General features: G+C 50.7%; 29 protein-coding genes. 28 read left to right on the forward strand and 1 reads right to left on the reverse strand.

Translation table 11 applies throughout. From position 1 onward, the window contains the following. Window positions 1-3 precede the first annotated feature (3 nt). Complete coding sequence (locus JET16_RS09165; RefSeq protein WP_199615524.1) at window positions 4-282, forward strand: hypothetical protein; 279 nt, start codon at window positions 4-6, stop codon at window positions 280-282. Here JET16_RS09165 and JET16_RS09170 read toward each other — a convergent pair. Beyond that, a complete protein-coding gene (locus JET16_RS09170; RefSeq protein ID WP_199615525.1) occupies window positions 276-485 on the reverse strand; it encodes a hypothetical protein in 210 nt (69 codons plus the stop codon). The genes JET16_RS09165 and JET16_RS09170 overlap by 7 nt on opposite strands. Window positions 486-530: 45 nt before the next feature. On the opposite strand from JET16_RS09170, the gene JET16_RS09175 reads away from it, so the two are divergent. The 27 genes from JET16_RS09175 to JET16_RS09305 all read left to right on the forward strand — a co-directional run bounded on the left by JET16_RS09175 (window position 531) and on the right by JET16_RS09305 (window position 20,691). Beyond that, window positions 531-1,136, forward strand: a complete 606-nt coding sequence (locus JET16_RS09175) for a sigma factor-like helix-turn-helix DNA-binding protein (protein WP_325176654.1) — start codon at window positions 531-533, stop codon at window positions 1,134-1,136. A gap of 168 nt (window positions 1,137-1,304) precedes the next feature. Beyond that, a complete protein-coding gene (locus tag JET16_RS09180; protein WP_199615526.1) occupies window positions 1,305-1,529 on the forward strand; it encodes a hypothetical protein in 225 nt (74 codons plus the stop codon). Between the two features lie 66 nt (window positions 1,530-1,595). After that, window positions 1,596-1,916, forward strand: a complete 321-nt coding sequence (locus JET16_RS09185; RefSeq protein ID WP_199615527.1) for a hypothetical protein — start codon at window positions 1,596-1,598, stop codon at window positions 1,914-1,916. Further along, window positions 1,888-2,454 carry a putative metallopeptidase gene (locus tag JET16_RS09190; protein WP_199615528.1) on the forward strand — a complete coding sequence of 189 codons (567 nt, stop codon included), beginning with the start codon at window positions 1,888-1,890 and terminating at the stop codon, window positions 2,452-2,454. Before JET16_RS09185 ends, JET16_RS09190 begins: the two co-directional genes overlap by 29 nt. Further along, the gene (locus JET16_RS09195; RefSeq protein ID WP_325176655.1) at window positions 2,444-2,761 is read left to right on the forward strand and encodes a phBC6A51 family helix-turn-helix protein; all 318 of its coding nucleotides are present in this window, start codon (window positions 2,444-2,446) and stop codon (window positions 2,759-2,761) included. The genes JET16_RS09190 and JET16_RS09195 overlap by 11 nt, the downstream gene beginning before the upstream one ends. Window positions 2,762-2,763: 2 nt before the next feature. Then, complete coding sequence (locus JET16_RS09200; protein WP_199615530.1) at window positions 2,764-3,444, forward strand: hypothetical protein; 681 nt, start codon at window positions 2,764-2,766, stop codon at window positions 3,442-3,444. Between the two features lie 215 nt (window positions 3,445-3,659). Continuing rightward, window positions 3,660-3,806 carry a hypothetical protein gene (locus JET16_RS09205; protein ID WP_199615531.1) on the forward strand — a complete coding sequence of 49 codons (147 nt, stop codon included), beginning with the start codon at window positions 3,660-3,662 and terminating at the stop codon, window positions 3,804-3,806. 64 nt (window positions 3,807-3,870) lie between these two features. Beyond that, entirely contained in the window at window positions 3,871-4,227 is a 357-nt protein-coding gene (locus tag JET16_RS09210; protein WP_199615532.1) for a hypothetical protein, read from the forward strand. A 219-nt stretch (window positions 4,228-4,446) separates the two neighbouring features. Then, a complete protein-coding gene (locus JET16_RS30035) occupies window positions 4,447-4,938 on the forward strand; it encodes an Acb2/Tad1 domain-containing protein (protein ID WP_233531303.1) in 492 nt (163 codons plus the stop codon). A 212-nt stretch (window positions 4,939-5,150) separates the two neighbouring features. Then, on the forward strand, window positions 5,151-5,507 hold the full coding sequence (locus JET16_RS09220; RefSeq protein WP_199615533.1) for a hypothetical protein: 357 nt from the start codon (window positions 5,151-5,153) through the stop codon (window positions 5,505-5,507). After that, on the forward strand, window positions 5,504-7,216 hold the full coding sequence (locus tag JET16_RS09225) for a terminase large subunit (protein WP_199615534.1): 1,713 nt from the start codon (window positions 5,504-5,506) through the stop codon (window positions 7,214-7,216). The genes JET16_RS09220 and JET16_RS09225 overlap by 4 nt, the downstream gene beginning before the upstream one ends. 4 nt (window positions 7,217-7,220) lie before the next feature. Continuing rightward, entirely contained in the window at window positions 7,221-8,459 is a 1,239-nt protein-coding gene (locus JET16_RS09230; protein ID WP_199615535.1) for a phage portal protein, read from the forward strand. Beyond that, on the forward strand, window positions 8,443-9,099 hold the full coding sequence (locus JET16_RS09235; RefSeq protein WP_199615536.1) for an HK97 family phage prohead protease: 657 nt from the start codon (window positions 8,443-8,445) through the stop codon (window positions 9,097-9,099). Before JET16_RS09230 ends, JET16_RS09235 begins: the two co-directional genes overlap by 17 nt. Window positions 9,100-9,111: 12 nt before the next feature. Then, complete coding sequence (locus JET16_RS09240) at window positions 9,112-10,431, forward strand: phage major capsid protein (RefSeq protein ID WP_199615537.1); 1,320 nt, start codon at window positions 9,112-9,114, stop codon at window positions 10,429-10,431. Between the two features lie 115 nt (window positions 10,432-10,546). After that, complete coding sequence (locus JET16_RS09245; RefSeq protein ID WP_199615538.1) at window positions 10,547-10,993, forward strand: hypothetical protein; 447 nt, start codon at window positions 10,547-10,549, stop codon at window positions 10,991-10,993. Window positions 10,994-11,038: 45 nt separating this feature from the next. Continuing rightward, the gene (locus tag JET16_RS09250) at window positions 11,039-11,563 is read left to right on the forward strand and encodes a head-tail connector protein (RefSeq protein ID WP_199615539.1); all 525 of its coding nucleotides are present in this window, start codon (window positions 11,039-11,041) and stop codon (window positions 11,561-11,563) included. 12 nt (window positions 11,564-11,575) lie between these two features. Further along, window positions 11,576-11,911, forward strand: coding sequence for a phage head closure protein (locus JET16_RS09255; RefSeq protein ID WP_199615540.1), 336 nt, complete (start codon window positions 11,576-11,578; stop codon window positions 11,909-11,911). Between the two features lie 325 nt (window positions 11,912-12,236). Next, entirely contained in the window at window positions 12,237-13,160 is a 924-nt protein-coding gene (locus JET16_RS09260; protein ID WP_199615541.1) for a hypothetical protein, read from the forward strand. 14 nt (window positions 13,161-13,174) lie between these two features. Next, window positions 13,175-13,360 (forward strand): oligoribonuclease, encoded by a 186-nt coding sequence (locus tag JET16_RS09265; protein WP_233531304.1) that lies wholly within the window; start codon window positions 13,175-13,177, stop codon window positions 13,358-13,360. A gap of 14 nt (window positions 13,361-13,374) precedes the next feature. Further along, window positions 13,375-14,793, forward strand: a complete 1,419-nt coding sequence (locus JET16_RS09270) for a phage tail sheath subtilisin-like domain-containing protein (RefSeq protein WP_199615547.1) — start codon at window positions 13,375-13,377, stop codon at window positions 14,791-14,793. A 19-nt stretch (window positions 14,794-14,812) separates the two neighbouring features. Beyond that, the gene (locus JET16_RS09275) at window positions 14,813-15,250 is read left to right on the forward strand and encodes an endoglucanase (protein ID WP_199615548.1); all 438 of its coding nucleotides are present in this window, start codon (window positions 14,813-14,815) and stop codon (window positions 15,248-15,250) included. A gap of 41 nt (window positions 15,251-15,291) precedes the next feature. Beyond that, a complete protein-coding gene (locus tag JET16_RS09280) occupies window positions 15,292-15,762 on the forward strand; it encodes a phage tail assembly chaperone (protein WP_199615549.1) in 471 nt (156 codons plus the stop codon). 156 nt (window positions 15,763-15,918) lie between these two features. Then, window positions 15,919-18,249 carry a tape measure protein gene (locus JET16_RS09285; RefSeq protein ID WP_199615550.1) on the forward strand — a complete coding sequence of 777 codons (2,331 nt, stop codon included), beginning with the start codon at window positions 15,919-15,921 and terminating at the stop codon, window positions 18,247-18,249. A gap of 28 nt (window positions 18,250-18,277) precedes the next feature. Then, window positions 18,278-18,931, forward strand: coding sequence for a LysM peptidoglycan-binding domain-containing protein (locus JET16_RS09290; RefSeq protein WP_199615551.1), 654 nt, complete (start codon window positions 18,278-18,280; stop codon window positions 18,929-18,931). Beyond that, on the forward strand, window positions 18,928-19,917 hold the full coding sequence (locus JET16_RS09295; RefSeq protein ID WP_199615552.1) for an XkdQ/YqbQ family protein: 990 nt from the start codon (window positions 18,928-18,930) through the stop codon (window positions 19,915-19,917). The genes JET16_RS09290 and JET16_RS09295 overlap by 4 nt, the downstream gene beginning before the upstream one ends. A 98-nt stretch (window positions 19,918-20,015) precedes the next feature. Continuing rightward, window positions 20,016-20,252, forward strand: coding sequence for a hypothetical protein (locus JET16_RS09300; protein WP_199615554.1), 237 nt, complete (start codon window positions 20,016-20,018; stop codon window positions 20,250-20,252). A 1-nt stretch (window position 20,253) separates the two neighbouring features. Next, window positions 20,254-20,691, forward strand: a complete 438-nt coding sequence (locus tag JET16_RS09305) for a DUF2634 domain-containing protein (RefSeq protein WP_199615555.1) — start codon at window positions 20,254-20,256, stop codon at window positions 20,689-20,691. Window positions 20,692-20,744 lie beyond the last annotated feature (53 nt).

Genomic DNA, 20,744 nt, shown 5'->3' on the forward strand with positions numbered 1-20,744 from the left:
GAGATGACAGAGCCGGATGTGAAGAAATTGCGCGAAACGCTTCAACGTTTTGGCATCGAGACGGAAGGATTAACAGACGAAGAATTGATAGAGTATTCCCGCAAGCTATGCGAGACATTTGTATGGCAAGTAGATGCGGTCATGAAACAAGTACGGCTAATGGCGTCCGAAATCATGAAGACCCTTGGTCCGTTGATCGACCAGTATAAAAAGCGACAACGGAGAATAAAACAGCTCTCTTTCCGGAAAAAGAGAACTCAGGCAAAGCGGCGTCGTCATTGAACCGACGCATCGTCATACACATCGACGACTTCACGGAAAAAGTGAACAACACCGATGGAGTAATCCAGAATACTGACCGTATCGGCATCAAACGACAATATGACACCATCGGCCGCAAGCGTGCCGTCTTCACGGAAGTAAACTTTGACGCGTCGGCTCAAACGTTTGGCTTCGCCGAGCTGATCGAGAGTTTCGAGTTTCACAATACATCACCTGGACAAATTATAACATAAGGCGGTGAATCGTACGTGACCGAGCAAAACACTCTTGAGATATTATCGCAATACCGGCAGATGAAAGCCCGACTGCAGGTGCTGTCTACATACAGCGTCGGCGCAGGGATCACCGTCAGCCGGCTAAACGAAGAAGACCAGCTGCAGGAGCTACACCAAAGATTGCGGGGGTTGCCGAGCTATTTATACCTGAATAAACACGAGCAGAAGCTGGAGACGATCGCCCACGCTTATCTTCGCCGCTACCCGGTCGGAACCCAGGCGCAGTTAGCCGCGGTGCCGAAACAAGGCGCCGATCCGGAGGATGACATACTGCTGCGGGAGCTGCGGGACAAAATCAAGAAAATTATCGAAGCTCGCGGCTGGGAGATGCGAAGCGACATCGATGAAGTGCTGGAGCGGCTAGCCGAATACCAGGACTTGAAAGCCGGATTGAGTCAGGTTGACGCGGTACTGAGTGCGTTGGAAGATTACAAACCAACTTATGCGAAGCTATTGCGGTACCGGTACGTTGACGGAATGTCGCCTGCAGATGTTGCTGCTGAACTGAACATCGCGGAAAGAACGTACAGGGTCTGGAAAACCCGAGCTGAACGAGAGTTCAATCGGATTTCGAGTTAATGCCGAAACTATGCCGGAATTATGCCGAAATAATGCCGCCGATGTGCCGGACAAGTCAAATTTTCCGTGCTAATATGATAGTGTGCAATAATTGTATCCAAGAGTCGTTCGATCATCGAGCGGCTCTTTTTGCGTTCCAAGGGCGGCTTTTCTTGCGAGGTGATTGGATTGAACCTAACGAACAACCGACACCAAAGAGAGCACAGAAGAAAAATCCAACGCACATTTGATGATTCACCGAAGTACGTGGATATCAAACAATCGATCCTGGATTTGAGGCCGCTTCATCCGCAGCTGACAAATGAACAGTTCGCCCGCTGGTACGAGAAGAAGTACAGGGTGAAGGCTGAGGAAGTGTTGCGGATCGTAGCTGGGGCGGCCGACGTGCTTTAGTAAACTGAAGCGTGGGTCTTTCCGTAGTTTTAGACTATTTTTATTTTCATCAAGGAGAGGAGATCCATGACACATGAAAAGCAACTCATCCTGAAAGATCATGCTTATGAGCGTTATTGTCAGCGTGTCGGATATATGGACCGCGACGAACTGGCTTCACAGCTTCTGCAGCAAATTGCCAGACCGGATCGACGGAAGCAAAATTATATCCAGCTGGACGGAATATGGTGGAGGTTCGAAGATAACGGCATGTCCATGATAATCCATACCTGTTACGGCCGGCATCATATGGATCTTCCTGCCGCTATCGCCTGGGCGAAGCGAAATAACGACCGGATTGATTTGGGGGTGAACACCCTTGTTGAAATGCGAGAAAGTGGATATTGATTGCAATCTTCCGTGTCCGGCTTTACAGGCGCTTCACGGCGTCTATGGCCATCTTCGAGATGAGCAACGGTATAACATCATTCGCGATTTACGGCCGATTCTAGATATTCGTGACAGTGAAGTTGCTGAAGACCTCCAAAAGTTGGCCGTTGCAATCATATCGCAAATGCCGGAACTGCATTTCATATCGGATTTCGGAATTAAAATCGGGTACGTTCGCAGCTGGGAAAAGAAAATGGATAAAGGGCGCATCGTACATGCAGATTGCCGTAAGGTTGGCAAAGTATACGGCGCCTATTTGCCGTTCGATTTCTTGATAACGTTCTACGAGCCGAACATCGGCCACATGACGGAGAATCAGAAGAAAATCTTGATGCTGCATGAGTTGAAACACATCGGAGTCGGTGAGAAGGGGTATCGAATCGAACCGCATGATGTTGAGGATTTTGAAAGTATATTGACTCGGTACGGTCTGAATTGGAGCAGTTTTGATCAGGACGTACCGGACATTTTAGAGGGTGAGCGAGGTGCGAAATAGTAAAGTATGGCGACCCAATGCGAGACAAATCAAAATGGCCGAACTCTTGTTAAATCCAGAGGATCGACGCACTAAAACAGAGAAATGCAAGGAAGTCGGCGTTACCATGAAAACACTCTGGAAATGGATGCAAGATGAGCGCTTCGTCAACTACGTCAATGAGCAACTTGATAAGTATACTAATGCTGAGCTGGCCGAAGTCTGGAGAGCGTTGTTAATGCAATGTAAGCGAGGCAATGTGCAGGCGATCAAGTTGTTCTTTGAGATGAAAATGATGCATCCGAGCGTCAAGGACGGAGGCTGGTAACGGTGGCGAAGTTTAGCATTCTCCAAACGTTCTATGCTTCCGCTGTGTGGCGGAATTTACGGATGACCCTGATCTTGGAACGAGAAGGCCGGTGCGAACGTTGTTTCACGATCTCGAAGCCGGAGGATATCGTCGGTCATCATAAGATCGAGCTGACTCCGGAGAATGTGCATGACCATACGATCAGCCTTAACCCGGAAAAGATCGAGATCATATGTCGTCGATGCCACGACGAGGAACATGACCGTTTTGGAAAGAGGAAAGCAAAAACCGTCTACCTTGTGTACGGTCCGCCATTGGCCGGGAAGAAGACATTCGTCAGGCAGCAGATGCGCCGCGGCGATCTGATCGTCAGCATGGACTTGTTGTATGCCGCAATGTCGGGTTTACCCGAATTTGATAAGCCGGACAATTTGTTTCAGAACGTCATCGGGCTACATAACCAACTGATCGACAACGTAAAGACCCGAATGGGTAAGTGGTCGAATGCTTGGATCGTTGGTGGATATGCGGACAAGTTCAAGCGGGAACGAACGGCGGACGAATTGGGAGCAGAACTGGTATTCATCAACGCTAGTCGAGAGGAATGTTACTCACGGTTGGCGGTAGACGAACGGCTGCAGTATCGGCAGGTTGAGTGGCGAGGGTATATCGATAAATGGTTCGAGCAATATCGGGAATAGCGACTTGAAGGGGTGGAATGGATGTACATTTGCAATGATTGCTGCCATCAATTTGAAACTCCGTTTTCAAAGGGATATTTGAATCGTTGTCCCGAATGTAAGACGCTAAACATAGGAAAGATGCAGGAAGATGAAGAAGAAGAGCCCAAAGGGAACGGAGAAACCGGGACGCACTATCGAGAGTGATTTATAATTGCTATGAAGGTGGTGTGAATATGACGGTTAGAGAATTAATAGAGAAACTGAATCAGTTAGATTTTGAGTTGCATGTTAAGATAGAGTATGACGGATCATACTATGATGCAACAAATGCAACTGTGTCCGAAGATAATAATGAAAGCTTTGTTGAAATAAATTACTGATGAGTCGCTCAATGAGCGGCTTTTTTGTTTGAACAATATCGGGAATGAAACGGAGGGAAAGGAAATGCGTGAAAAGATCAAAAATTATTCCGGTGGCGGCGTACCTATAACAGATGAAGAACTGGTGCATAACGCCGTTGCTTTAGCAGCCAGTGCAACAAGCGCTAATGCATTTGTAGATGTCGAGAGGTTCTCTCAAGCGGTTGTACTGATTGACATGAATCAAAACTTTACCGTTACGTTTCACCTGTCCAACAATAATACCGATTCGTATGAACTGGATCAAAAGACAGCGCAGGCCGCAGGAAAACGCGCTTATGTTGTTAATGTGAAGGGGGCAAAGTACTTGAATGTAACCGTAACTAACGGGACAGCAAGTGCGGCGACGTTGTCGACGAGGGTTATGCTGGCCACGGGATGATTCCTGCTATGAAGCGGATCGTGAGGGTCTGCGCAGCATCGAGAGGGATTTGGGCGTATGATTTCAGTATTTGTTTGCTTACTGTTTGCTGTCTTGTTTGCAGTAATCGGTGCTATTCATTCAAACGATATCAGGTATGATGTCGAACCGGATGATTAATTAGAATTCCCAAGCGCTTGAGAATTTTGAACAATATCAGCCGTGAGGAGGAACAAAATCATGGAAAACTTACATCTGCTTTACTCCGCAACTGCACGTTGCAGATGCGGTGCTGGTCTTGCCTACGACGAGACGAATATTGGAAAAAATAATGCGTGGGTGTGCAGTCGCGTTCTGCTCGGGGAAATCGAACCGTCCCAGGATCATGATGAATACCCATTCTCGATGTACGATATTAAGTCGGAGTGTCAGCCATCCGCATACGGCGCTACGACTCGTCCGGGAGGAGTCGCGAAGACGCGGGAACAAGGGCGGATTGCGATGCTCGGAGAACCGCGGGTAAAGATGCTGGAGAGAAACAAGGAATTGTTCGTCTACCATCCGCCGAAGGAAGGCCAAGCTGAGAGATATGAGCGTATTCGTCGGGCTGCAAAGGATTTTGCGGATACAGTCGTCATCAACGGATGCCCTTCACCTGAACTGACGCTCGCAATTCGTGCCATCGAAGAAGCGATGATGCGAGCGAACCAGAGCATTGCCGTAAACGAGTAAGGGAATTGGAAATATATCGGAAGAGGGAGCGACACGAGGGCGTGTGAGGGCGCGATTTCATCGATTTTCATGAAATTTTCAAAATCCTTTAGTCGGGTAAAGCGCGAAAGCCCCCCCGGTCAAGTTCGCCGGGTCGACCAAAATAACCGCGCCCCCGACCCAATTTTGGTGCATACCAAAAATTTTGAAATCGGCTGGAGGTGTTCCGTAACATGTCGAAAGGTGACAAGCGCGGTGTAGATCCGCCGAAGTCGATTGAGTATCAAAGAGAATTGGAGAAACTCCGAGAGCTTTTCAAAGATGTCGATCCAGCTAAGGTGCAGCTCGTCGATGGGTTGATTGAAGAGGCGGCATTCCTTCGGGTACAAAATGCTGAACTGAAGCGAGTCATGGAGCAGTCTGGCATGGTGCTGATCCATCCGAGCAATCCGAATCTGCAAAAGCCGGTTGAAGCAGCCCGACAGTATCTCAAGAATGTAAACAGCTACGCCGTCGTCATCAAGACGCTGAATGGCGTGCTGAACAAGGATATGATCGAACCGGACGATGGTCTGGATGAGTTTGAATGAGTGCTCCTTATGCATCGTACCTTCATGAGTATATGGCTAAATGCCGGTCCGGTCAGATCGTCGTCGGACGCGAGCTGCTCCAGATGTTCGACATCCTTGATGAACACTTTCGAAATCCGGACATCAGGTTCGAATTGGATGAAGCTCATAGGCGAATCAAGTTCATCGAAACACAGTGCAAGCATTTTGAGGCTCCCTATGCAGGGAAGCCTTTTTTACTTGAGCTGTTCCAGAAGGCGTTCACTGAGGCACTGTACGGATTTAAAATATTCGACCCAGAGCTCGGACGTTGGGTGCGGCTGTACCAGGAAGCCCTTTTACTTGTGGGCAGGAAAAACGGGAAAACGCCATTCATTTCGGCTCTTAACCTGTCTGAATGGTTTTGCGGACCGGAAGGCTTGAGAATTCTCTGCTCCAGTAACGATTACGAGCAGGCTGATTTAATGTTCCAAGCGATCAACGCGATGCGCGAGGAAAGCAAAGCGCTTGAGCGAGTCACGCGGAAAAACCTAAAGGGCATATTTTTCGGCAACCCGAAGAACCGGACAAAAAAAGGGAAATTCAGCTATCGCAACAAAGGGCAGATTCGTAAGATATCGGCAAAGACCGGCGCGAAGGAAGGCCGGAATATTGGCGTCGGTTCCGTTGACGAAGTCCATGAAATGGAAGACAACAGCAGCACGATGCCAATCCGCCAGGCTCTATCCACTCAGGATGAGCCTCTTTATTATGAGCTTACAACCGAGGGATTCACGAACGATGGATATTTAGATGGTCGCATGCGAGAAGCACGTCAGGTACTGGCCGGCGAACTTGAGCGGCGGCGCTGGCTGATCTGGCTGTATACCCAAGACAGCGAACAGGAAATTTGGCAGGATGAGCGAACATGGCTGAAATCGAACCCCGGCCTCGGGACGATCAAGAAGTGGAGCTTCCTTCGCGGGATGGTTGAAGAAGCCAAAACGAACAAGGCGACGCGCGTCTTCGTATTGGCGAAGGATTTCAATATCAAGCAGAACAATGCCGCGGCTTGGCTATCCACTGACGTCATCGAAAATAAAGCAACGTTCAACTTGGAAGAATTCCGGGGAGCCTTCGCTATCGGAGGCGTGGACTTGGCCCGATCCGGCGACCTTGCTTCTGCACGGGCGCTCATGATGAGGAACGGTAAGAAATACACGCATCAGCACTATTTCATACCGCAGTCCAAGCTTGACAAATTGATCGGAGACGAGAAGAAGCGTTACGAAGAGTGGAAAGAAGCCGGACTATTAACGATATCGCCGGGCAACGAAAACGACTTCCGCCTTGTGACAGCATGGTTCGTGAACCTATATAAGGATTACGGTATCCGGTTTTATAAGATCGGATATGACAGGTGGTCAGCAACCTATTGGATTAAGGAGATGGAGGAATTAGGGTTTGATCTGCAGCGCATCGATCAAAACTTCGGCTCCATGAGCGAGCCGATGAAGCTGGTTGAGGCGGATCTGGAATCCAAGCTCCTTATCTATAATGACCATCCGATCGATAAGTTTTGCCTTGAAAACACGGCACTGGCCGTCAACAACAAGATGGAGCAGATGCCGGTTAAGGTAAAGGGCAAAGACGAGAAGAAGATCGACGGTGCGGTATCGATAATATTCACATATAAGGTCTACATTGACAACCGGACAGAATTCTTGCAGTTGGTTGAGAGAGCGGGGTGATAGATTGACACTATTCGATGTGTTCCGGAACTTATTCCGAAGAACTGATAAAAGCTACACGTACGCGCAGATGATGAACGGCCAGATCCCGGTGTTTCAACAGTTCGGCGAAAACATTTATGCCAGTGACTTGGTTCAAATGGCCATAGACTGCATCGCTACTGAGATATCGAAGTTGCAGCCGAAGCATATCCGGACGGCATACGGAATGCAATCCACACCGGCAAGCGAATTAAACCGACTGTTTAAGTTTGCGCCGAACCCGATCATGACGACGCGGGATTTCTTGGAGAAAATCACGTGGCTGCTGTTTCTCAATTACAATGCGTTTATCTATCCAACATTCGATCTGACGACGGACGGGAACGGAAACAGCCGGCGCATTTATACCGGTTTGTACCCATTGCAACCGACCCGGGTGGAGTTCCTAGAGGATGCTGCAGGGAAATTGTTTGCTCAGTTTTGGTTCCGAAGCGGCGACAACTTTATCATCCCGTACGCGAATGTCATTCATCTTCGCAAAAAATTCTCTCTCAATGAGATCATGGGCGGCGGGTTGAACGGCGGGCCGGACAATGAAGCATTACTGAAGATGCTTGAGATTGACCACGATGTTGTACAAGGACTGAGCGTTGGTGTCAAAACTAGCATGACGCTCCGCGGTATCATAAAGATAAACACCATGTTGGATGACCCCGCGCAGCAAGCGGAAAGAAAACGTTTTGAAGAAGCAATGAAGAAGAGCGAATCAGGAATCCTTCCGCTGGATCTGAAAGGTGATTACATCGATCTAAAGCCGGATCCGAAACTGATCGACAAGGATACATTAGTGTTCATCGAGAGCCGTATCTTGCGGTGGTATGGTGTTTCCTTGCCGATTTTGACCGGCAACTATACGGATGAAGAGTATCAGGCGTTCTATGAACGCGCGCTTGAGACGATTGTCATTTCGCTGGGTCAGGCATTCAGTAAAACGTTGTTCACACAGCGTGAGCTTGACGTAGGCAATGAAATCGTCGCATATCAGCGTGACATGATGTACCTCAGTATGAAGTCGAAACTTGAATTGCTCAAAATTGCAGGCGAGCAAGGGCTTCTCCAGGATAATCAAAAGCTGGCGCTGCTCGGGTATCCTCCGATCGAAGGCGGCGAGCGAATCACACAGTCGTTGAACTATATCGATAGGTCCATCATCAACCAGTATCAATTGAAAGGCGGGATGCAGGATGTCAAAAAAGACTGACACCATCAAACGCTATTTTGAAGTGCAGGAATTTCGAGCAGTAGAGCCGACCGAGAGCAGCGGCGCGGCCATTGAAGGCTACGCCATTATCTATGAGTCGAAAGCCGATATCGGCGGGTGGTTTGAAGAGACGATCAAAAGAGGCGCATTAGATGGAGCGGACCTAAGGGACGTTCCTTTTTTTGTGCAACACAACACGCTGCAGATCCCGTTGGCCCGCAGCCGAAACAACAATGCGAATTCCACGCTACAGCTCCGTGTCGACGACAAGGGGTTGTACTTCCGCGCCGAACTGGATGTTGAGAAGAATCCAGACGCCGCAGCGCTGCATTCTGCCGTGAGCCGCGGCGACCTCGACGCTATGAGCTTCTCGTTCAGCGTCAAAGACCAAGTTTGGCGGGACCAGGATACAGATTATCCGAAGCGCGACATCTTGAAGTTTAGCAAGATCCACGAAATATCAGCTGTACATTCGCCTGCATACCTGGCGACTTCGATACAGGCTCGGAGTGAAGCGCTGGATAGCGCGGATCAGGCCGCACTGGAGAGTGCGCGCCGCTCAGCGGGACTGGATAGTTCCAAAAACGAGCAGCAAGAATTAGAAATTTTGAAGTTCAAGGCTCAAATACTATCTAAATAAGGGTGATCCAAAGTGAACTTGAAAAAATTGAAAGAAATGCTGGCAAAGAAAGAAGCACGTAAGCAACAATTGTCGCAACGCGCAGCTGCATCCGAGGACGTTGCGGAACTCCGCTCGATCAACACGGAACTATCCGATCTGAACGATGAAATCACCGAACTCCGCAGCCTGATTGCTGAAGCTGAAGCTGAAGAAGCCCGCAGCAAACAAGAGTCCGGCAAAGACGGACAAAACGAGCAGCGCGGCCAAGAAGCGCACGACGGCGACGAGCAGCGTGGTTCCCAACAGTTTAATCCGCTGCGTTCCATGGGCACATTTGCTTACGGCGACCATAACACGGAAGCGCAACGCGACAAAGAACTCAAAGAGAAGTATGAGCAGCGTGGGGCATATCTGAAGGAAGGTCGCGAAGTAACGTTTACCGTCGACGAGTTTCCAGAATTCCGGGCGGTGACGGTAGGCGGCGGTACGCTCGTCACGGAGAAAAAGTATAAGCCGGATTTGGCTCCGAAATTCAACGAAGTTTCGTCTTTGATCGACGTTGTTAACGCCGTTCCGTTGATCGGCGGCGAAAGCTACACTGCCGGATATGAAGTATCCGACGGCGAAGGCGACTACACGCTGGAAGAAGGCAACTATACGGACGCGGATCCGACTTTCGGATATGTCGCGTTGAACAAAGCGAAAATTACGGCGTATTCCGAGATCACGGATGAAGCGAAGAAACTCCCGAATGTGGATTATCAATCCCGAGTAGCTACGAGCATTGGTCGCGCGTTGCGGAAGAAAATCACGAGACAAATCCTCGTCGGCCCCGGTGGAGCAAACGCGCTTACAGGTATCTTCAATGCTCCGGCTGGCGTTATTCCGGTCGCAACGGATGTCACGATCAGCGCGATCGACGCAGACACCCTTGACAAAATCGTGTTCGGTTACGGTGGCGCGGAAGATATCGAGGGCGGCGCTTATCTGATTTTGAACAAAAACGACCTCGCAGCTTTCGCCGCAATCCGCAGCACGACGGGCGAGAAGCTTTATGAGATTGAACTGAACGGAAACGTCGGCACGATTTCCGCATCGCATTCGTACAAGGTTCCGTTTATCATCAACTCGGCAGCGCCGCAACTGTCTGCCGCTGGTACACTCTCCGGTACGTATTCCATGGCATACGGATTCCCGTTCGCATATGAACTCCCGATGTTCTCGCAGATCACAGTCGAAGAGAGCAGAGACTTCAAATTTAAGACGGGGCAAATCGCTTACCGCGGCGCGGTATGGGCTGGCGGGAACGTCACGATGTATAAAGGCTTCAATCGCGTGAAGAAGGCCTAATAATTGCTTGTACAAAAGAGAGCGGCAATCGTCGCTCTCTTTACATTTTTGAAAGGCGGCGATGGTATTGCGCGCAACGAAATCTTTTTTCGACCCTTATACGGGGCGAGCATATATGGCAGGACAAAAATACACACCGGTATCGGATGAGTCTGTGGAATGGTTGCTGAAACACGGCTTAATAGAAGGCGATGTGCCGCCGAATGTCGGTACCGGTACGGTTAATGTGGAGAACCTTCAGAACGGCGCAGAAAACTTGCCGCAACAACCCGGTGAAGTGGATCCTCCCGCGAGTGAAGAGACAGTCCGAGGGCAGCAGGGGCCGGAAGCGCAGCAGAATCCATCCTCACCGGATGTAGAACCGACCGATGAAACTCCCCAGAATCCGGATGATGTGAAACAGGAGATGGAAGCTACACTGCCGCAGCAGGCCTCTACGGAGATTGAAGCGGCTCATGAAGTTCAGCAAAATCCGGAAGAGGCGCCGGAGGAACAAACTACGCCGGCTGAAACTCAGCAAGGAGAGCGGCGGCGTAAGAAGCCGAAACCGAGTGAGGAATAGAGGCCGACGGCGATTACAGCCACATAGTGAAAGCAGGTGACCGGATTGGACCTTCAGGAAGTGAAGGACTTTTTGCGGGTTGATTCCACTGCCGAGGACCTCCTGATTCAAGGGTTTATCCTCGCAGCTGAGAATTATCTTGCCAATGCCGGAGTTAAAGTTAAAGGTGAATTATACGATCTTGTCGTCAAGATGCTCGTCGCGTTATTTTACGAGAATCGAAACCCTGCTGAAGATAAAGTCGATGTTCCACCGGTCATTCGGAATTTTATCACACAATTAGCCTTACGCGGGGATGTCACGCCACCAGATGCGCCCAAAGGACTCGCTGCAACGGCTGGAAACCAGCTTGTTAACCTGACTTGGAATCCGAACGCAGAAGGTGATCTGGCCGGATATAACGTGTATCAAGGCGGGGCGAAGATCACCTCGACTTTGCTTACCAATGCCAGTTACCAAGTGACCGGATTAATCAATGGTGTAACTTACACATTCCAGGTGTCCGCCGTGGACAACTCCGGTAACGAGTCTACGCTTTCGACGGCTGTCAGGGTTACGCCTACAACATAGGGGGTGTTGAGATTGACCAGGTTGGAGGAATTGAACAAACGAGCGGAATTCCAAAAACCTTCCCGTCAATCCGACGGCCGCGGCGGTTGGAAGATCGGATATGCTCCGTTCGTAACCTTATGGGCTGGATTAAAGCCGCAGACCAAAATGCAGGACCGTGAACGGGTTGAAACCCAGCAAAAGCAGACCCATATGACGTACCTGCTTACTATCCGATACCGGAACGACATTACGGCGGATATGCGCGCCGTGATCGACGGGAGAAAGTATTACATCATGAAAAATCCTTACGATCCCGACGGCATGCGCCGCTGGCTCACGATGGAATGCGAAGAACGAAATGAGTGACCGCCATGAACTTTGAACAGCACATGAAACGGCTGGATTTGATGGCGAAGGTCAGCGTACAAGCTCGGAGTCGGGCACGTGAAGCTTCTCAGGTTATGCAAAAGTCAGCTTACAATGTCCTGGGAGGTCGCCGGACCGGGCGAAGGTACAAGATACCCGGCACCCGCCGAAGCTATACGGCCTCAGCACCGGGCGAGTCCCCGGCATGGCGCCTGAAGAAGTTCCGAAACTCTTGGTATACGAATCCCAAGGGGGTTTCTCCGGGAATCGATACGAATAAAAGTGACATTGCTCGGATCCTGACGAAGGGCGCGAAGAAAGGGAATTGGCTTTTGAAACGCCGGCCATTTGTGAAGAAAATCCGGAAGCGATCCCGCCGAAGCTTGAGACAAATCTACAGGAGGCCGTATTTGCAATGAACCTAGAAGCTTTGATCTATCAAAGGTTGACTGCTGATCTTGCGCTTACGGCCTTGCTGTCGAAGTTTGCTTCTGCCCCGGCCGTGTTTGAAATGCTCGCGCCTCCATCGGATGCTCCAGAGTGGAATGGACGGCAATCACCAAGAATTGAATTCGTTGTAAACCGGGAAGAGGACCCAGAACGCCGGGTATCCGGGCAGGTAGCGGTGTCGATATTGCACGAGGATACGTCAAACGAGACGGCGGCAAGTATCGAAACCGAAGTCCGACGGCTTCTCGATGGGGCAACGTTCCGGCCGGACGAAGGAACAATCATGCTCCAATGGCGAGATGCACAACCCTTTGACGATGATCCGGATTTCCGCGGGATTGAGCTAATTTTCGACCTTATCGCTTGGCCAGTCGGGTTGACCTATGCACCTGACCCTGTCAAAGCGTTGCGCGATTGGGCGGCTACCCGATGGACCGGCTTACAGGTCGATCCGCAGACGTGGGCGCCTAATGATACGACCCCGGCGCTTTATTGGCGGTTCTCGCAGGTACAGAATGCTGAGATGATGTCCTGGGGGGCTTGGATCACCGGCAGATTCGTAGGGCATATCCTAGCGAATACGCCGAATGTACGCGTCGAATGGTTGCGCCGCATCGCCGAAGGAGTTGCGATCGATCGTTCGGTCCTGCTGGAAGACAATTCACTACTGTTCATCGAGTCTGTTTCGGCGAACAGTGACGCCGATCCGCTGCGTACCGGGCAGATCCAACTGACGGCTCGTTTCGGCGTGTTGAGTCTCCCAACAGGTACGCTGTTGAATAATGCATATGTAAAATAAGGAGCGTGAAAGCATTGGCCGATAAAAAAGCAACCAAGCAAGAAGCCGTGTATACTCGGGCGGAATTGATGGAGGGCGCCGCGCGTTTTGGTGTGAAGCCTGAAGTCATCGCCGGGGCGTTGAAGCTTGCAGGGAAGGATTCCATGACCATCTCAGAAGCCGAAGCAGCCGTCAAACGCTTTTTGGCACAAACATTTTAAGGAGGCTGGAGTAGATGCCAGGAGAAATCTTTTTACCCGGTCAAACGAAGATTCGACCGGGCGTATATGTTCGTACGACGAATACGGGCAGTCCGCCAGCGGCCTCAGTTCCTCAAGGAATTGTGGCTGTTTTGTTTACCGCGTCTTGGGGGCCGTTGGCGACGGTTCAGACGCTCGAGGGCGGCGTCGAGGAAGTTGAATCGCTCTATATCTCCGGAGGTACGATCGAAACGCCGAAAGAGGTGTTCCGCGGTAACGCCCTTCGCGTGCTCGCATTCCGCTTGGGAACCGGCGGCGCGAAGGCAACCGTTACTCTGAATGACGGCGCTACCACCCCTGTCAACATCGTGAAGGTAGACGCGAAATATGTCGGCACGGTCGGCAACCAAATCAAAATCACGGTCCGGGACAGCCTGTCGGAAACGGGTAAGCGTGAGATTCTGGTATATCAGGACACGACGTTGCGCGAGCGGTTCACCTATACTGCCGGAGCATACGAAGCGCAGGCACTTGTTGACGCGGTCGCGAATTCTAACTGGATCACTGCCTCGAAACTCGCGGTTGGTGACGGATCTTTGGCTACCGTGACAAATCAGGCTTTGACCGGGGGTTCAGATCCGACAGTGTCAGGTACGGAATATTCTGCCGGGCTAACGGCGGTTGAGGCGCTCGAATTCAATGTGTTGGTAACCGACTCGGAAAGCGCCGCCATTCATGCAACAGTCCAAACATACGTCGACCGCGTACGTAACGAAGGTAAACGAACTCTCGGGGTGGTCGGCGAACCAACTTCCGTAGCCCTCGCTACTCGAATTACCAATTCCAAGGCATTTAATGACGCCGCAATCGTGTATGCCGGCAACGGTTTCAAGTCAGCGAACGGAAACATCGAGGGTTATAAAGCCGCAGCGCGCGTAGCCGGCATGGTCGCCTCCGGCGCCATTACGGACAGCCTGACGCACACGGTTGTATCAGGAGGTACCGACATCGTTGGGGCGCTGACGAATGCCGAAGTGGAGCAGGCGATAAATTCCGGGATGCTTGTATTCACGTTCAATGCGTCGAAGCAAGTGCAGATCGAATACGGCATCAACACGTTGGTTACTCCGGCAGCTGATCAAGACGCTGGATGGAAGAAGATCCGCCGTGTACGGACTCGGGATTTCCTGATTGATTCGATCGTTCGTACTTGGGACCCGCTGATCGGGAAGGTGAACAACACACCAGACGGACGTGCGACGCTGATCGCGGCTGGACAGGGCATCATCAACGAAATGATCAGCATTGGAGCTCTACTTGGTGGCACCATTATCGAAGACCCTGCGAAACCGGCTGCGGGAGATTCGGCTTGGTTTGTTGTGAACGTGGACGATGTCGACAGCGCTGAGAAGCTTTACATTACGTTCGGGTTTAGATTCAGCCCGGCAGCCTAATAAGGAGGGCGGATAACCAATGGATGGAAGGTACATCTTTCGAAACTGCGTTCCTGATGGCGCAATCGATATAGCGAACGTAACGCCCGGGGACATCATCAATCGCGCCTGGTCGTTCCGTGTGAACTTACCCCCGGAACTGCAAAGTCAGCTTGACAGCGGAGTATTTGACCCGAGGAACATCCTTCGCGGCCATGACGGCGAGCTACTCGACGGCGACGGAAACTTCCTTGCCGAAGTGAACACGTGGCAGGCGCAGATCAACTTCACGAATACCGACTACCAGGCGGCGGGGCAAAAGATTACTTGGGCGATCCCGCAAAGCTACACCGTAACGCTCACGTTCACGGAAACGGTCGTCAAGGATGCGCGGTTGCTGGCTAAAGCGATCGCCGGCATACAGGCTCGTCAGCCGGATGCCATATTTAATTTCCAAGGAGTGCTACGCGGTCATTAATGCCGCGTAGCTTTCTTTTTATGCAGAAAGGAGCGATTGATATGAATGAGAAAAAAGACGATATTTTGCTTCATGAGGACGCATTACTTCGTGGCCTGCTCGAAGCAGCTGAAGACCGTAACAGTGAAGTTGTGGAAATCGAAATTGCCCGCAAAGGTAAAGTGTATTTCAAATTCAGAGTCCGCCCTGTGGATGAAAAAGAATCAAACCGTTGCAATGATTTGGCAACGAAATACGAGCGGAAGCGAGGCATAAGGATTCCGGTCGACGTCGACACGGCGAAGTACCGCTCCCTGCTGATTCACACGGCTACGGTGGACGAGGATCGAGCGAAAGTGTGGGACAATAAAAAGCTTTGGGAACAACTAAACGTTCTCAGCGGAATCGACGTCATCGAGAAAGTTCTGCTTCCCGGGGAAAAAGAGGCCGTGATCAAGAAGATTAACGAAATCAGCGGATATAACGAGAATGAAGATGACGACGAGGATCTGGAAGCCCTAGCAAAAAACTAATTGAAGCCGGCGGCAGGACGACGCTTTTAATGAATGCTTGCGATCGTTTTAAGAAACTTCCAGGAGAAATCATGGAGCTGCCGCCCGGCGAGCGTGCACTCGTTATGATGTATACCCTTATTACTTTGAAACAACCGCAAGGGGGTGGCAAACCGAATGGCTGAAGTGTTTCGCATTGAAATACCGGTTCACGTTCAGGACCAAACCAACCCGGGGCTCGACAATGCAACGAAGAAAGTAACCGGCTTTGAGAAGGCGGCCCGCCGCACGAAAAAGCAACTGGATGAAATGAACAAAACAAGGTGGCAATTGCTGCTGTCAGCAGTAGACAATACCCATCGAGTCATCAACCGGGTTCGTTCTTCGCTGTTCGGTTTGGTCGGCCGGACATGGAACATTTCGGTCGGCATTATCGGCGCCCCCTTGCAGATGCTCAACAATATCAAAAACACGCTGTTGAGCTTTCCGACATTAATCGCAGCGCTTGGTACCGGATTGGCGGTACAACAAGGTGTTCTTAATCCTATGAAAATGGCCGATGAACTTACAAGGGCAAAGATCGGTTTTAATACCTTCCTCGGAGCCGAACGGGGTCCGGAGTTTATGCAAGACGTTCGACAGTTCGCAGTAAATACCCCGTTCGGCGAGAGAGAAACAAGGGAAATGGCGATACAACTCTTACCGACATTCAAGGACGACCCGAGCATGATCTTCCGCACATTGACGGCGTTCGGGGATGCGTCTTCTCTGACCGGAGCCGGCACGGAAGGGATGAAACTCTCACTTCGAGGCTTTAGACAAATCGGCGCGATTGGCAAGCTTACGATGGAAGAGCTTCGGCAAGTAACTGAAAACTTGTTGGTGCCTCTCGACCCAATTATCGAGGAGCTCGGGATCGCCAAAGAGGACTTGTCCGACTTGGGCGGACTCGGGATTGATTCTGCGAAGGCAATGGACGCAATCCTTCGGGCCTTGGAACGTCCCGTTAGCAAAGGCGGTTTTGCCGGCGGTATGGCGGCGATCATGGAAACGCTCCTGCAGCAGACCTCTATCCTACGGGATACGCTTCAGATAAAATTCGTTGAGCGCTGGGGCAAAGGGTTGGAAAGTGTAGCGATCCCAGCTCTTAAAAACATGAATGCTTGGTTTGATCAAAACGAGGAAACGGTCGAGCGTTGGGGCAAAGCCTTGGAGGAAGCCGGTCGAATGCTTGGAACCAGCGTTGTCAACGGGATCGATTGGGTCGGGAACAAAGTTCGAGAATTGACAACGAGCCCAGAATGGAAAAACGCCACCACGCTCGGGGAAAAAATGAATGTAACATGGAATTTCCTGAAAACCGGCTTCGATGATTGGTGGAGCCAGAATCAAGGGATCGTCGAGAGCAGCTTTCGTAATGCTGGTGGATTCTTAGGCGGTGCGCTCAAAGGTGGTATTATGGCGGCTCTTGGACTTATCGATCCATCGGGCAGCATGGATGAATCCACATTCGTAACCGCTGGACACAATGCCGGGAAGTCGTTTATTGATGGCTTTTTTGCGGAGCTTGATGTCGGCGAAATCGCAAGCCGAATGGGGGAAGTCTTCAAAAATCTCCAACCGGGTTTCGATAAAAGCCCCGGTGAGAATGCATTGGGTGTTGGAGTTGATTTGCTGGCTTTGAATGCCTTGATGGGGGTAGGCGGACTTCTTCTCGCTGGACCAAAAAGATTATGGAATATGGGAAAAGGCATCGGCAGCTGGTTCAAGGGCTTCAAGAATGCAAAATGGTTTGGCGGCAAGTCACCAGTCCCAACAGTACCTACGACACCGACACCAACGCCCAGCCCTTCTACGATTCTTGGACCCGACGGTAGGTCCATAAGCAATTACCAATACCGTCCGCCGAACTTGAAAACACCGCCCACTAAACCCACTGGATTCTGGGGGAGGGTTCGGAATTTCTTTTCCCCGACAAAAAGTCTTGCGGACGCCACAGTAAAAACCCAATCGGCTCAGTCGATATATCGGATACCGAAAGGGCTTGAGAATTGGTTAAACACGATCAGGATACCCGGATGGTTGAAAACCGGAGGAAGATTTCTCGGGGCAGCGGGTATGGGTTATTCGATGTATGAAACTCAACAATGGATGAACGAACACAGGCTCGGCGGTAAAGATATGCAAGCCTCGCTCGGCAGAGTCGGGAATACGCTGATGGACCCGGGATCGTTTCAATCTTTCAGCTTAGCTGCTGTAATGGAAGGGACAAAAAATGCTTGGACAGAGCTGTTTAAAGGCGGTATAAGCGTCGAAGGAGTCCCTATAGCGAAGTCCGAGCAAAAGATATCCATTGAAGTGAATGCGAGCCCGCAATTTAGCATCCAGTCTGCTGCAACATCAGATGAGGTGTTGAGCGTGATTCGCTCAAATTCCAGAGAGATCGGCAATGTGATTTCTGAGGAGATCGCGATCAAGATGGAAGAATCAAACAACAACATGCCTTAAATAAATTGACGGTTAAGGAGTAGATTGGATGGACTTCTACCTGACGTCGATCAAGCAAAATCAGCGGCTTCAACTGCCAATGAATCCAAAAGAGATTACAGCGAATACCGGCGCGAGGGTCATATCATTCGAGACGATCGCGTTAGGCGAAATCTCTAAGCCAAAGGGGAAGAAGGCCGCTAGAATTCCGCTGGAGGGGATCTTCCCGGGGGCATCCCGTCAGAGTCTTGGGATCACCAAGGACTGGAAAGAACCGAGATACTATGTGGACATTCTCCAGAAGTGGAGAGATAACGGGGAGCAGCTCCGCTTATTGGTTACTGAAACACCTTTGAATTTAGACGTATTCATCGACACGTTCGATCACACATATACCGGCGGGCACGGGGATATCTCATACCGTATCGATCTGGTGCAAGATATTCCTTTGCGCATCTATACCGTCCAAGAGGCGCAGCAGCAGACGGCAAGCTCCCCGAAATCATCCCGTATGACCCCGGAGCCGCCGCGCACGTACACGGTACGGAGCGGTGACACTCTTTGGACGATTGCGAAGAAGACGCTGCAGGACGGATCACGCTGGAAGGAAATCTATAATGCAAATAAAGCTTTAATTGGACCGAACCCGGATACCATTGTTCCCGGACAATCGCTTCGAATCCCTGGCGGTGTTGCGGGATGATTGACGTTAAAGACGTTGAATATGATTTGGTTGTGTACTCTCCAGCCGGTCAACGCTTATCCCTGAACGACGCGCTTAAGTCTCTTGAATGGGAAGAACAACCGGAGGAATTGGCCGTTAGGCTGACGGCCGAGCTGCACAATGCCCCTTACGGGAGCGGACATCTCCATCAGTTGCTCCCTCTTGGCGGGAAAGTGTTTCTATTCTCGGATTGGGGCGAAGGCTGGCAAGAGATATTCCGCGGAACCATCTTCCGCCCCGAGAATCTTGAGGACCCGTTACGAAACGTCACCATTACTGCATACGATTCATTGATTTACTTGGCAAAAAGCCAGGACGATCGATTGTACGCAAGCGGGACCAAAGGAAAGACGATTATCGAAGATATCGCCAAAGCGTGGAAAATCCCGATCGGTACCATTGAAGGGCCGAATGTGGGGTTATCCAAGCAGGTGTATCGATCGCAACGGCTTTCCCAGATGTATGATACCGTCATAAAGGAATCCAAAAAGCGGGGCGATGGGAAGTACATTGTTCGATCAAAACAAGATAAAATCGATGTCATTCGACCGGGGAAAAACACCCCGGTTTATTCTTTTGTTGAAGGAGTCAGCAACCCAAGAGAGATTCAAAGTATCGAAAATCTTATCACTCGGGTTAAGGTTGTCGGTGCGGCTTCTGACGGTGAGCGGCGCCCAATCATCGCCACGATGGACGGCAGGACGGAATTTGGCATCCTCCAGGAGCTCGTATACGAAGACCAATACGACACCCCAGCCGCAGCGAAGACAGGAGCGAAAGAGCTTCTTGACGAGAGGGGAAAGCCGGAAAAACAACAAGCGTTCGAACATCCGGACCTTCCTTTTCTGCGCCGCGGCGATAAGATTTACGTTCGCCGCGGCACGCTTAATGGGTATTATATCGTGTCCGGAATCAGCCATAATGCAACCAAGCGAACGATGAGAGTGGAGGTGGAGGATGAGTGAATAACGGGTACAACCGCCTGGCCCGGACAATAGGTAATCGGATAAACCGTGGAATGCAGGCCCCCGATCCGCTTGAGCTCGGGAACATCGAGGGGGACATGAGTCTGAAGTTGGATCGGTTTCCGATTCCATTTCCTCCAGGTCAATATCTCGTATGCAGAGCTTTAACGATCTCTGACCCGATGGTAACGACCGAGCCGGCAGGCACCGATATGCACAGCCATCAAGTCAAGCCTCCAACTCAATTAAAAGCGCTCGAGGTAGGCGACCGTGTATTGGTCGCTTGGGTTAATGGTGGTACAGATCCCGTAATCATCGATGTGGTGGTGACGTAAAATGCCTCAATTATTTCCAACTTTTGAACCGCCGGAGATCGTGGAGGACGAACAACAGAATACGCCGGAGTATCCTAAATCCCTGCTGTTCGATTTCGAAAGCGGGGATTTTGTTTTGGACGGCGCCGGCCGACTGGTTGAAACTGACGGACATACCGCTTGGGTGCAATGGTGCGAAAAAGCCGTTCTCACCGAACGCTTTGCATTCCTAGTATACGGAACTGATTTCGGTTCAGAGCTGTCCCAAGCAAAGAACGAGCCGAACCGTGCAGCTGTTCAATCGTATGTCGAACGCGAAATTACGGAAGCGCTCCTCATTGACCCCAGGACCGAGGCCGTCCGAGACTTTGCGTTTTCTTGGTCTGGTGATCAATTGACAATTTCCTTTACTGTACTCCCCGTGATCGGAGATCCTGCAAGACTGGAGGTGAATGTCTGATATGCCCGTTACATTACCATCTTTTCCGGATGATGACTTTTCATTTGAAGGAA

This window comes from Paenibacillus alkalitolerans, assembly GCF_016482785.1.
Lineage (GTDB): Bacteria > Bacillota > Bacilli > Paenibacillales > YIM-B00363 > Paenibacillus_AE > Paenibacillus_AE alkalitolerans.